Origin of the sequence: Catelliglobosispora koreensis DSM 44566, assembly GCF_000379685.1 — a bacterium.
Taxonomy (GTDB): Bacteria; Actinomycetota; Actinomycetes; order Mycobacteriales; family Micromonosporaceae; genus Catelliglobosispora; species Catelliglobosispora koreensis.
Window position 1 is genome coordinate 56189 of sequence record NZ_KB903259.1, and the last position, 13262, is coordinate 69450.

Below are 13262 nucleotides of genomic sequence, written 5' to 3' on the forward strand. Positions count from 1 at the left end.
TGGGACCTGTTCGTCCGTTGTTGACCCGGTGGGCCGGGTGCTTGATATGACAATGGAGGTATCGAAGTAGGGAGTTGGTGGTGGGGGAGTTCGCTGCTGGGCATCGCGTGACGGAGGGCCTTCGCAGTGCTCAGGCCTGGCCTGGCGTCATCACGGCGCCGGGTGAGCAGGACCTTGCCCGTGTGCTTGAGGTGCCGGTGGCCGTCGTGCATGGGGCCGCTTCGTATTATGCGGACTTCGCGGGGCGGTGGGGCCGTCGGCATATCCGCGTTTGCACCGGAACGGCGTGCTTTGCCGCTAGCGGTGGTGGCGGGCATGTCCGTGACGTGGAGAATGCCGTGCAGGTCACGGTGGGCGGGTGTTCGGCCGACGGTGAGGTTTCGCTGCAGGGTGTGCATTGTCTTGGCTATTGCTATGCCGGCCCGGCCGCGCTCGATGGTGAAACCCCTTGCGCTGGGCCAGATTTGGCGGCCCAGCTTGCCGGGCAGGCGCCCCGGAAGGCACCGGCGGTCCCGGTGAGTGTCCTTTCGCATCCGTCGCTCATCGACTCGGCGCCGCCGTGGACGGCTTGGAGCCAGGTGCGCAGCTCGGGTGGCAAGTATCAGGTGCTGCGTGAGGTCGCGGTCGCCGGGTTGCGGGGGCGTGGTGGAGCGGGCTTTTCCACGGCGAAGAAGTGGCAGGCGGTCGCGGGGTTTCCCGGGGTGCGCTATGTGGTGGCGAATGGCGATGAGGGCGATCCGGGATCGTTTTCAGACCGTCTGCTGATGGAGCGGTACCCGGAGAAGGTTCTTGAAGGTCTTGCTCTTGCCGGTCTGGCCTGTGGGGCGAAGGAGGGCTTCGTTTACGTCCGTTCGGAGTATCCCGCCGCGTTCGTGTCGATGACGTCGGCAGTGAAGCGGGCTCGGGACTCCGGGTTCCTCACTCCAGAAGTGTTTGAGGTGATGGTGATACGTGGCGCGGGTTCCTATGTGGCTGGAGAGGAGACATCGTTGCTGCGGTCGCTGGCGGGACGGCGGGCGACCGTGACAGCCAAGCCGCCATACCCCGCGCAGCAAGGAGTCGCGGTCAATAACGTGGAGACCTTGGCCAGTGTTCCCACCATCGTCAGCGGCGGTGGCGCAGCCTATGCCCGCCTCGGGCAGGCACCGGAAACAGGAACGATCCTGGTGTGCCTCAGCGAAATGTTCCGCCGGCCGGGGGCTTACGAGGTGGAGTTGGGGTCAGTGACGGTCCGCCAGCTTGTCGAGGACCTTGGTGGAGGACTGCGAGATGGGTTGCGCTTGGCCGCGGTGCAGATCGGCGGGCCGCTTGGCGGATTCCTTGGCCTGCACCAGCTTGACGTTCCGTTGCTCGACTCGGCCTTAACCGCCGCCGGTGCCGCCCTCGGGCATGGCGGGATCGTCGCTATCGATGAGCGGGTTTCACCTGTGGCACTGGAGCATCATCTGTGGGAGTTCGCGGCCTCAGAAAGCTGCGGCACATGTACGCCGTGCCGGGAAGGCACCGCACTGGGTGCCGCTGACCCGGCGGCTGCGGAGAAATACCTGGGCCTGATGGAAAAAGCGAGTCTGTGCGCGTTTGGCCGCGGCGTCCCGCGTGCGGTGCGCAGCTTGCGGAAAGCTCTGGGGCAGCGATGAAACTCACCGTCGACGGGAAGCCGGTGACCGTGCCCGATGGAGCATCCATTCTGGACGCCGTCCGGATTGCCGGTCATGACGTGGCAACGGTTTGCCACGATGACAGACTAAAACCCACCGGCGCCTGCCGTGTGTGCCTGGTCAAGACTGACCAGCAGGGGGTTGTGGCGGCGTGCGTTACGCGTGCCTCGGAGGCGCTGAACATCAGCACCGCCGATACGCAGACCGTGGCGCTGGTCCGCCAGACACTTGAGCTCATGGTGTCACGGCTGCCCGCGTCCGCGCTGGGTATGCCGACCGAACTGGCGCGGGCATGCCGGAAGCTGGGTGTTACCACGGCTGGTACGGCGCGAGGGCAGGGTGTCGACGAAACCCATCCGTATGTCCATCTCGACCGGGATCTGTGTGTCGCATGTGGACGGTGTGTGCGCATGTGCGATGAGGTACAGGGTACGTTCGCGCTCACGCTGGCGGGGCGCGGCGCGCACGCCGTCGTTGCGCCTGGCCCGGGGTCGTGGGCGCAGTCAGACTGTGTGGCCTGCGGGGCATGCGTTGACTCTTGCCCGTCCGGTGCGCTCACCAGCCCGGGATCGCTGGACGAAGCATCCCGGGTGGTGACGACGACGTGTGGCTATTGCGGTGTCGGATGCTCGGTCGATGTCCACCTTGGAGGCAACGGCATCACGCAGATCACGCCGCACCGCAACGGGCCGGTAAACCGTGGCCATGCCTGCGTCAAAGGACGATTCGCCTTCGGCTTTGTGACCTCACCTGACCGGCTGACCACACCGCTGATTCGCCGCGACGGAAGTCTGCGGCCGGCCTCGTGGGACGAGGCCATAGCCTATACGGCGCAACGGCTTCGGCAAATCATCGCCGATCACGGGCCAGACTCGGTGGCGGTCATCTCCTCGGCGCGGGCGACGAACGAAGAGAACTACCTGATGCAGAAACTGGCCCGGGTCGCCATCGGCACCAACAACATCGACAACTGCTCGCGGATCTGCCATGCGCCGTCTGCGGCCGGGCTCACCGCATCATTCGGGCTCGCCGGGGGCACCAATGCCGCCGAAGACATCGACAAGGCGGACTGTTTCCTGATCGTCGGCGCCAATCCCACCGAAGCGCATCCCGTCATCGGTGCCCGCATCAAGCAACGCGTCCTGGCGGGCGCCAAGCTTGTTGTGATCGACCCTCGCCGCACGGAACTCGCCCGCATGGCGGATGTGCATGTGCGCTGTGCCCCCGGAGACAACGTTGCCGTGTTCAACGGGCTGGCTCACCTGCTATGGGAGAACGGCTGGATCGACCGGGAGTTCCTTGAAACCCGTGCCGAGGGGCTTGAGGAGCTTTGTGAGCTGCTTTCCGCGTACCCCGAAAAGGAACTGCCCACAGGGGAGCTGGAGCGGGCCGCGCAACTGTATGGCACGGCGGCCTTCCCGATGATCTTCTATGGCCTTGGGGTGACCGAGCACGCGCACGGCACCGACGGTGTGCGGACGCTGGCCAACCTCGCCATCCTGCGCGGTGCCGTCGGAACGGCCAGCGGTGGCGGGGCGAATCCCTTGCGGGGCCAGAACAATGTGCAGGGTGCTTCAGATATGGGTGCGCTGCCCGACTTGCTCCCGGGCTACCAGCCGGTGGCTGATGCCCAACTGCGGGCAGCAGTTGAATCGTGTTGGGGGTCAAGCATTCCGGCGACTCCGGGGCTCCGGATTCCGCAGATGTTCGACGCGGCGATGGCCGGCCAGCTCAAGGCACTGTGGGTTTTCGGTGAGAACATCCTGCAAACTGATCCTGACGCCGGCCACGTGAGGGCGGCCTTGAACGCCTGCGATCTCGTGATAAGCCAGGAGATCTTCCTGTCTGACACCGCGGCCGTGGCAGACGTCGTGCTGCCCGGAGCTTCCTTCCTGGAAAAAGACGGCACGTTCGTCAACTTTGACCGGCGCTTCCAGCGCGTCCGCCCGGCCCTCGCCTCAGCCCACACCGACTTCGACGTGATCCACGCAATGGCCGCAGCACTCGGAGCCGACCTCGGCTGCCGCACACCCGCCGACGCGATGGACGAATGCGCCCGCATAGCCCCCCTATTTCGCGGCGTTAGCCATGCCCGGCTCGACCATGAAGGTGCCCTGCACTGGCCTTGCCCGCACCCGGAAGCGGCAGGGGAGGCGCAGCTATACCGGGACAGGTTCGCCACGCCGACCGGCCGGGCACGCCTAGCGGCACGCCCCTGGCTCCCCCCAGGCGAACAGCCGAGCGCGGAGTTCCCTTTCACCTTGATAACGGGAAGGCGGCTCGTGCATTACAACGCTGGCACCATGACCCGCCGCACACCCAACCTGGGCCTGCTCAGCGGCGAAACGATCGACATCCACCCTTCGGACGGCGCCAAGCTGGGCATCACCGACGGAACCATCGTGCGAATTTCGAGCCGCCGGGGCATCGTCTGGGTGCCTGCCCGGCTGACCGATCAGGTAGCACCCGGACAGGTTTTCATGGCGTTTCACTTCCCAGACGTAGCTACAAACCTGCTCACGTCGGATTGCCGTGACGAGGTCACCTCATGCCCCGAATTCAAGGTGACGGCGGTAAGCCTGGAAGGTGATCTGGCTTAGCGGGTGCAGCGCTATTTCTGTGATGGGCTGGCCGCCGCCGCAAGAATAGTCATTTGGGCGGCGGCGGTCGGTAAGTGTCCCTGTTGCTACGGGTTGACGTGCAATTGGTTGCTGAGGCTTGTCACGCCGGGGACGTTCCAGGCGGCATGCTCGGCCTGTCGGTGTTCGGCCCAGGACCGTACGGTGCCGTGCAGGACCAGGTGGTGATCCTTGACCTCAACGGTGATGTTGCTGGCATCAATCTGGGCATTGCGCTGGAAAGCCGATTCGATCGCTTCTTTGACACCTTTGACCGAGATCGGCTGGTCGAGAGTGATCTGGTTGTCCACGGCGACGAGTCCGCGCAGGTACCGGACGCAGCGTTCAGCGGCACGGCGCTGATAGTCCCAGCGGACCTTGCCGGTCAGGGTGAGCACCTGATTACGGACTTTGGCCTGCACGGAGTCTGGAGGGACGTCAACGGCCGAGTCCAGGTTGGCGACTGCGGCCTGGGCGATATCGATATCGGAGGTACCGACCGTGCCGGGCAGCCTGACGATAATCTCGTCAGCCACCGCCTTGACACCGCTGACACGCAACGCGGCCCGTTCGGCCGCCAGACGTTCAGGCAGGCTGTCGACCTCACCCGACAGGGTAATCACGCCATCGTTTGCGGACACACCAACGTGGGCGTGATTCACCTCGGAGGTAAACGCCAGCTCGTCGAGCACGTCCGCCTGCAGATCACCATCCTTGATGGTGACGCTCTTCTGGATAGTCATACCGTTACCGTCCTGTCCCGGCCATCGGTTCGGGCAGTGCCAAACGGCCCTTCGTGGCAGGACTTCCGCCGCTGACCACCCTCTATGTATCTGGTGGCTGCTTCGGTGAAGCAGTCGAAGAATATCCATCCTGGGCTGGAAGGTGTTGCGTAGCAAGGGATACGTTTGCCTATTATCAGGCTCGGCGGCCCGAACAGATGCTCGGCCTCGCTGCGGCGGACATCATGGCCATCGAACTGCTTACGCAGGTCGCCATTGAGTAGATCCCACTCGGCCTCATTCAGTAGCCGGTCGACGGGCAGGTAGCCGAGCTGGTGGAACTGTTCGGCGTATACCGACGCCACCTCTTCAACGCAGCGGCGCTCTTTACCGAATACAGCCATGAATGGTCCCGCGACGCCCAGTTTGCAAACGCGCCAAGGACTTTCGTCACTCCGTCGTAGCCGGCATCGCGGCCGTCAAGGAAACACAGGTCATCCATGAGGCCACGCGCCTGTATGTCGAAACCCTGCCCAGTCGTTGCCCACATCCCCGGCCTTGTCAAAAGCATGGGGAGCCGTTCAAGCCAGCGCTGCCGAAGATCCTCCGCTGAACGCACCCGGCCACGCTACCGAACCGGCGGACGCTGTTTAGAACAAGCGCTACGCCGTGCCGGGTTGCTCGCTGAGCATTTCCGCGAGGTGGTGGCGTGAGCTGACGTTGAGCTTGCGATAGATGTTGCCCAAGTGGACTTCGACGGTCTTTGGCGTGATGAAGAGCGCCTGCGGGATCTGGCGGTTCGTCTGTCCGGTGACGGCCAGTTCGGCGACACGCCATTCGCTTGGGGTGAGCACGGTTTCGGCGCTGGCGGCATGTTTGCCGGGATGTCCTCCAGCGGCGAGGAGTTCCGTGCGCACGCGTTCGAAAAGCGTTGTGGCACCACACTGTTCGGCGACCTCTAGGGCCAGCGTCAGATGTTCGCGGGCTTCTTTGCGCTGACCGCTGCGGCGGATCGCCGCGCCCAAGTCATAGAGCGCGTGAGCGTAGTCCAGCCGGGCGGGGGAGGCGGCCAGGTCGCTGACGGCCTCGTCGAGCAGGGCTAGACCGTCTGACTCGCCGAGCCGCGCTAGGGCGAGAACGTGTTTGGCGTGGCCGATCGGCCGGTTCGCGCGCCACTTGACGGCTAGGTCCAGTTCTCGCGACGCGTACTCGGCGGCCTCTTCTTTCTTCCCCAAGGCGATCAGATTCAGAGCGGCTTCACTGCGCCACGGCACGATCGCGGGATTGAACCCGCCCAAGGCCTCGTCGGAGTTTCCGGCTCGGAGCGCCGCTTCACAGGCGCCGAGGTGGTCGCCCCGCGCACGCAACAGCCGCGCGTGGCACAGCAAGGTCTGATACCCCACCGGCTGGTACTCGAGGTTGACGATGCCTTCGGGCGTGGCGACCTGAGCGAGCACTTGAGCCGCCTCGTCAACGCGGCCCTGTGCTAGGAGCGCCTCGGCAAGGGTAGTCACGACCTGTGCTTGCGCCGAGGCCATGTGGGTCGACTCCACGAGTGCCAGCGCTTGGCGGGCATCGAGTTCCGCGTCGCGCAGCGCCCCGCGCCATAGCCAGCCGAGCGCACGGAACATTGTCGCGAGGGCGGCACCGGTCGACGATCCGCGACGGTGCACATCGGCGACCGCGTCATTGAGGATCGCCATGACCTCAGGGGCATCGGCTGCCAGCAGCGTCATCCAGATCGGGAAGATCGCCTCGGAGGAACGGTCGATTTGGACGGCTCCACCTTCTAGGGCACGGCGAGCCCGGTCGACCGCATGCGGTTCCAGTGCGTGGCATTCCCACAGCGCGAGGATGCCGTCGAGCACTTTGCCGCCATAGGTCGGCACGGGTGTCAGTGCCCGGCACTGGTCGATGAACTCAGGTATCCCGTTCTCGTGCGGAACCATCAGCATCACAACCGCTTGAGCGGCGAAGCACCGGCGGCGGGTGTCCTGTTCGGACGATGGGAGCAGCGTGATCGCCTCAGCCAGATAGGACCGGCCGTCGACGTAACGGCCCGCGCGCAGCAGTCCGACGCCTAATTCCGTTGCGGTGCGGGCTTTTTCGGTCCGGTCAGTCTCCAGCTCGTACGCTTCCCGTGCCCGCGCGACGAAACTTGTCAGGTCGACACGGTAAACCGCGGCCCGTGCCCGGTGCAGCAGACTCAGGCGCTGACCTGACGTGAGCGGCTCCGCTAGCGCGCGGTTGAGGTACTGGTACGCGTTTTGGTTGGCGCCACGCGCGAGTGCTTGAGTCGCCGCGCTCTCCAAGCTGTGCACTACGGCGGGATCGTCCTGTGGGGGCAATCGCAAGAGATGCGCCGCGACAGCTTCGGCCGGCTGGTGGCTCGACTCCAGCAGGCGCCATGCCCGGCGGTGCTCCTCAATGCGTTGTGTCGCCGGGATGTTGCCGTAGATCGTGGCCTGGACGAGGGGGTGAACAAACTGGCAGGAGTTGGGTGCCTTGGCGGAATCCGGCGCGAGGATGTTCGCCGCTTGAAGGCGCCTCACCGCATCTAGGACCGCGGTTTCGCCGAGATCGGATAGCTTGGCGGCGAACGGGATCGAGGCACTGTCCCCGAGCACGGCGACGGCTTCGGCGACCCGGGTGCATTCGGCTGGCAGCGCCCGCAGCCAAGACCGCACCCGCCGGTTGAGCAAACCGTTGGCGCCCTTGGTAATGAGTTCCTTATTCGCGGAGGTGGGCGAGAAGCCCTGCTGCTTGGCGGCTTCGGCACATTCCAGTAGGAGCAGCGGATTGCCGCGGCTAGCCGTGTGGCACGTGGCGATGAAATCACCGTCCGGTGTGGAGTCCAGCATGGCCTCGATCAGGGCTGAAGTGGACGCGACCGACAGAGGGCCCGGCCGGACCGTCACACATGCCGGGTCAGACACGATCATGTCCAAGAGCGGGCTGCTGTCGTCAACTGTGGCTGGCCGCAGTCCGGCGAAGACGGCCGCCGGCAACTCGCCAAGGCGCGGCAAGAGATAGGCCAAGAACCGAAGCGACGGTTCGTCGGCCCAGTGCAGGTCGTCGCAGATAAGCGTGAGCGGGCCGTCCTGGCAGAGGTTGACCGTGAGCCAGTAGAGCCCATGCAGCACGGCGAAGTCTCCGACCGGCTGCGTGGCGAGGCTCTCTGGCCCGATCACGGCCGTGGCCTGACTGGCCGTGCCGTTGAGCCAGCGGCTGCGCTGATCGTTGTCCGCGGCCATCAGCAACGGGTCGAAGAGCTGGCGGACCAGACCATAGCTGTGTGCGCGCTCCAGCTCAGAGGCCCGAGCCGTGCGCACGAGAGATCCAGCCACGCCTGATAGCACTGCGGCTTCACTGAGGAGACGGCTCTTACCCATGCCGGCCGGGCCCTCGAAAGCGATGAACCCGCCATCGCCCGCCACAGAGGCCGCGACCGCATCCTGGATGATCGCGAGCTCAGCGGCCCGGTCGTACAAATGGGCGTTTTCGGGGTCTTTGGGCTGCCCCATACCCATAAGCATAGAGCTCGCTCTGCGTTATTCGCGGACCGACTCCGCGTCGTCTTGGATCAGAACGACCGCCACGAGACCCGCGACCACCAGGCTAAATAACCATGTCGCATCTTCGAGGAGCCGTGCGGCGGCGATGCCGTTGCCGATCAGCAGAACAAAACTTGTCCACAGCAGCCGGCGCTGTGCCTTGCTCAGAAAACCCATAGCGCACCCACCCGGAAAGTGTGCCGGGGGATACTAGCGGTGCCCTCCACCGATCATCCGAATTCGGCAGCGACAAAAGAGCCGCTTTTGGGGTATGTGTGTTGGCAAACGCCCCCGACTGAGATGGTGCCCCCCGATGAATCTGCAGTCCCAGGTAGCGAAATGGCTGGCCGACAACCCCGCGGCCGGCGAATTCTGGCGCCGGTTCCGCAGACGGCTCACCGGCCGTCACAAGAAGCGGGTCGTGATGCTCGCCGTTGCTGGCATCGTCGCCGGTGGCGGGCTCATCGGAGGCGCCTACTTCTACGACTCGGTGCAGGAGCCGGGCGAGCTGAACTTGACGAACAACACAGAGATCTTCGCACGCGACAACGCGACCCAGCTGGCCCGGCTCGGCTCTCAAAACCGGGTCGAAGTGCCGCTGGAGAAACTCACGCCTCAGGTGCAGAAGGCGCTGATCGCGGGCGAGGACAAGCATTTCTACGAGCACGACGGCATCGATCTCGGCGGCATCGCCCGCGCCGCGTGGAACAACTTCACCGGCGGTGAGACACAGGGTGGTTCCACGATTACGCAGCAGTATGCACGCCAGGCCGCTGGTGACTTGGAGATCTCATACGCGCGCAAGCTTCGCGAAGCCATCATGGCTCGCAAGTTAGAGGACAACTACTCCAAGGAGCAGATCCTCAGCTTCTACCTCAACACCGTCTACTTTGGACGGGGAGCTCACGGGATTGGGGCGGCGGCCGAGACGTATTTCGCTATCCCGCCGGACAAGCTCGAGACGCTCACGGTCGCTCAAGCGGCGGTGCTCGGCGCGGTGCTGCGCCAGCCCGAAGGCAAAGACGGCTATGACCCGGCTCAGAACCCGCAGAACGCGCAAGACCGCTGGGCCTACGTCCTGAACAACATGATCGAGATGGATTGGCTGTCCCAGCAGGACCGCGACGCCATGAAGTATCCAGCGCCCGCCGACCCCAAGGCTCCCAAGGCCGGTGAGCTGCAAAGCCCAGAGAGTGCCAAGTCGGCGGCCTGGGGCTACAACGACCGTGCCACGGGACACATCATCAAATACATCGAGGCCGAGCTGGAACAGCGTGGTGTCAAGCAAGAGCTGCGTGACCGCGGCCTTAACGACTGGATGAGCGCGGGCCTGCGCATCGTGACCACGATTGACCCGCGGGCTCAGGCGGCACTCGAAGCACAGCTCAACCGGGGCGCGGAGGGTTCGCCCATGCGGGCGCAAAAGGACAACCTGCTCGCCGCGGGAGTCGCGATCGAGCCCGGCAATGGGCGTGTGCTGGCCTATTACGGCGGCAACAACAAGGGCACCGACACCGACTGGGCCAGCGATGCCGAGCCACACCCGCCGGCCTCGTCGTTCAAGCCCTACACGCTGGCAGCGGCACTGGCCGCCAACATCTCGACACAGTCCATTTGGGACGCCAGTGAGATGAAGAAGGGCGTCAACGGCGCACAGTTTGACGTGGCGAACGCGGGCCGCGAGAACAGCTCGCTGTCCTGCGGAACGCGCTGCACCTTGGAAACCTTGATGATTCAGTCGTTCAACGTGGCGTTCTTCAAAGTCGCGCAGAAGATCGGCCCGGACAAGGTCGCCACGATGGCCAAGAACGCTGGCGTCAAGACAATGTGGACAACCGCGCCGTTCCAGCCAGTGCATCTAGACAAGGGTGTACCGGCCGGGCGCAGCACCTTCGATTACCACGTTGGCTTCGGGCAGTACCCGGTGTCGGTGATCGATCATGCCAGTGGCATGGCGACACTGGCCGGGCACGGCGTGTATGCCACACCGCACTTCCTGCTGTCGGTCGACCGCAAGAACCGCCAGACCGGCGCCTGGGAGAAGATGGCGTCAGGTGACGAGCGGCTGGCTCCCAAGCAGACCATCCCGCGGGCGGTCGCCGATGAGGTGACCTATGTGCTCAAGAAGGTGCCGTCGACGCAAGGACACACCCTGAGCGGACGTCAGGTCGCCTCCAAGAGCGGCACGTGGGAAAACGGCCAGAACGCGGGCACCAACGCGCACGCTTGGTATGTCGGCTACACCGAGCAGATCGCTACGGCGATTTGGGTTGGCAGCCGTGACCACAATGCCACGCCCATCAAAGATCCAAAGGGCAACAACATCTTTGGCTCCGGGTTGCCCGGCCAGATGTGGGAGAACTTTATGAACGAAGCCCACAAGGTGTTGCAACTGCCCGCTAAGCGGATGACCGATGGCACGGGCGGAAGACTCGGCGACCGCAACGCGGGCGAATTCCCCGCCACCTTCGGCCGCGACCGCGAGTGGCCCAAGCCTGACCGCAGCAAGCCGCCGCGCTGGCCGAGGTAGCCGCTAGACCGTCGCGCGGATCGCCCAGGCACGGGCGGTCAGCGCGATCGTGCCGTCAGCGGCGACAGGAAGACGTTCCCGGAGGAGATCGCGCAGGGCATCGCGATCTTTGTCCGGCAACGACATCGTGTATGCCGGCGCTGGCCCTTGCCCGCCGAGGAACGGCGTCCAGTAGTCGTCGAAGTGCTTGAAAACGGTAGGGATCTCAATCGCCGTGACGGTGATGTCAGCCAGCCCGGCGTCAGACCACAGCTGCCGCAACGGTTCTGGCCGGCACAACGGAAACCGCAGTCCCTCGTCAACATTGGCCTTGCGGGGATCGAGTTCGCCTGCGGCATTCCAGAAGTGCCGCATCATCTCCATGCCCTCGGCATAGTCCCAAACGTAAGCCGCCATAACGCCTTCGGGTTTCAGCACACGGGCGAATTCTTCAAGAGCAAGAGCGGGTTCTGGTACGAAGTTGAGGACGAGCCCGCAAACGGCGACGTCCGCACTGCGGTCCGCCAACGGCAACTCCTGTGCGTTGCCAACGTGAAACGTGGCCCGTGGATCGGTGACCGTCTCACGGGCCACGGAGATGAACCCAGCTGACGGGTCAACACCCGTGATACTCGCCGGCTCGCCGTGCGTGAGAATCGTCTCGGTGAGGGCGCCTGTCCCGCAACCGGCATCGAGCCAGTGCTGACCCGACGGCACCCGCACCCATCGCACGAACTTTTGCGCGACCAGACGGCTCCACCGGCCCACATACCGCTCATAGGCCTGCCCGTCAGCCCAGATCCGCTCACTCATGACCGTCAACATATCGTGCGGCGGCCATTGGCTGACGAGGTCAGACGTGAAATCGCGTTTGCGTTCACGGTGTGGGCGGCATAGGGTCACGATCTTGTGACAAGGCTTAGTGAGACGCTCGTGCCTCATCGGCTCGGAACTGGTTTCCGCTGGCTGATGGCGTCCTCGTGGGCATCTAACCTGGGCGATGGAATCGCGATCGCCGCCGGCCCGTTGCTCATGGCCACTCTTACGGATGACCCTTTCCTGATCTCGATGGCCGCCCTGCTGCGCTGGGCGCCACCTCTCGTGTTCGGCCTCTATGCCGGTGTTTTGTCGGACCGGTTCAACCGGCGCCGGATCATCATCGTGGCCAACCTTTTCCGCCTTGCCGTGCTGGCGGGGCTTGTCGCCACCATCGCGACCGATGTCGTCACCGGGACGCTGGTTCTCATCGCGCTCGGCCTGATCTCGACCGCTGAAGTGTTTGTGGACAATACCGCCGGGACGCTGACCCCGATGCTGGTGTCCCGGGCCGATCTGTCGGTCGCCAACCAGCGGCTGCAGACCGGATTCCTGACCTTGAACCAGCTCGCGGGCCCGCCCATTGGTGCGGCTCTGTTCGCTGCCGGTGCCGTCTGGCCGTTCGCGGGTGAGGCCCTTTTGGTCGCCGCCGCGGTGCTGCTCGTGTCGCGAGTCTCCTTGCCTCCCAAGGACGATGGCGAGGAGAAGAAGCCGGTAAGCCTGCGCCGTGATATCGCCGAAGGTATCGCTTGGACGATCCGGCATCCCGCGGTGCGTACCCTCTCGCTTACGATCTTGATCTTCAATGTCACGTTCGGGGCGGCTTGGTCGATCCTGGTGCTCTACGCCCAAGACCGGCTCGGCATGGGTGCGGTTGGATTCGGTCTACTCACGACGGTATCCGCCCTTGGCGGCCTCGCCGGGACGGCGTCCTACGGCTGGATCACGCGGCGGATGAGCCTCGGCAACGTCATGCGGGTCGGCCTGATCATCGAGACGCTGACGCACCTGTGCCTGGCCATCACGACGTCGGCCTGGTTCGCCTCCGTCGTCATGTTCATCTTCGGCGCGCACGCCTTCATCTGGGGCACCACGTCGATTACCGTCCGGCAACGGGCCGTTCCCGCGCACCTGCAGGGCCGGGTCAACAGCGTCAACACCATCAGTGTCTACGGCGGACTCGTCGTGGGCTCGGCGATCGGCGGTCTGCTGGCCACGCGTTTCGGTGTCACAGCACCGTTCTGGTTCGCCTTCGGCGGTTCGGTGGTCTTCGTGCTGCTGCTGTGGCGTGAACTGACCCGCATCGCGCACTCCGACGAGACCTGAGTTCAGTCGACCATCAGCAGCCCCAGGCGGGAATCGCCTGGGGCTGCTGCGTTTCCACC

At 64.7% G+C, this 13262-nt stretch carries 9 protein-coding genes; 4 read left to right on the forward strand and 5 right to left on the reverse strand.

Annotated elements, in window-relative coordinates:
- Positions 1-80 precede the first annotated feature (80 nt).
- Positions 81-1637 (forward strand): NAD(P)H-dependent oxidoreductase subunit E, encoded by a 1557-nt coding sequence (locus A3E1_RS0118910; protein ID WP_020522366.1) that lies wholly within the window; start codon positions 81-83, stop codon positions 1635-1637.
- Positions 1634-4258, forward strand: a complete 2625-nt coding sequence (gene fdhF, locus A3E1_RS0118915) for a formate dehydrogenase subunit alpha (protein WP_020522367.1) — start codon at positions 1634-1636, stop codon at positions 4256-4258. The genes A3E1_RS0118910 and fdhF overlap by 4 nt, the downstream gene beginning before the upstream one ends.
- Before the next feature lie 86 nt (positions 4259-4344).
- On the opposite strand, the gene A3E1_RS0118920 is transcribed toward fdhF, so the two are convergent.
- The 4 genes from A3E1_RS0118920 to A3E1_RS0118935 form a co-directional block, all read right to left on the reverse strand.
- Positions 4345-5019 (reverse strand): BON domain-containing protein, encoded by a 675-nt coding sequence (locus tag A3E1_RS0118920; RefSeq protein ID WP_020522368.1) that lies wholly within the window; start codon positions 5017-5019, stop codon positions 4345-4347.
- Positions 5016-5402 (reverse strand): hypothetical protein, encoded by a 387-nt coding sequence (locus A3E1_RS47735; protein ID WP_020522369.1) that lies wholly within the window; start codon positions 5400-5402, stop codon positions 5016-5018. The genes A3E1_RS0118920 and A3E1_RS47735 overlap by 4 nt, the downstream gene beginning before the upstream one ends.
- Positions 5403-5660: 258 nt before the next feature.
- A complete protein-coding gene (locus A3E1_RS0118930) occupies positions 5661-8522 on the reverse strand; it encodes a helix-turn-helix transcriptional regulator (protein ID WP_020522370.1) in 2862 nt (953 codons plus the stop codon).
- 27 nt (positions 8523-8549) lie between these two features.
- Positions 8550-8729, reverse strand: coding sequence for a hypothetical protein (locus A3E1_RS0118935; RefSeq protein ID WP_020522371.1), 180 nt, complete (start codon positions 8727-8729; stop codon positions 8550-8552).
- Between the two features lie 136 nt (positions 8730-8865).
- On the opposite strand from A3E1_RS0118935, the gene A3E1_RS40955 reads away from it, so the two are divergent.
- Positions 8866-11082, forward strand: a complete 2217-nt coding sequence (locus A3E1_RS40955) for a transglycosylase domain-containing protein (RefSeq protein WP_051105071.1) — start codon at positions 8866-8868, stop codon at positions 11080-11082.
- Positions 11083-11085: 3 nt separating this feature from the next.
- Here the strand turns inward: A3E1_RS40955 and A3E1_RS0118945 are convergent, their stop codons facing one another.
- Complete coding sequence (locus tag A3E1_RS0118945; RefSeq protein ID WP_157631604.1) at positions 11086-11874, reverse strand: class I SAM-dependent methyltransferase; 789 nt, start codon at positions 11872-11874, stop codon at positions 11086-11088.
- 96 nt (positions 11875-11970) lie between these two features.
- On the opposite strand from A3E1_RS0118945, the gene A3E1_RS0118950 reads away from it, so the two are divergent.
- On the forward strand, positions 11971-13203 hold the full coding sequence (locus A3E1_RS0118950) for an MFS transporter (protein ID WP_026208589.1): 1233 nt from the start codon (positions 11971-11973) through the stop codon (positions 13201-13203).
- Positions 13204-13262: the final 59 nt, after the last annotated feature.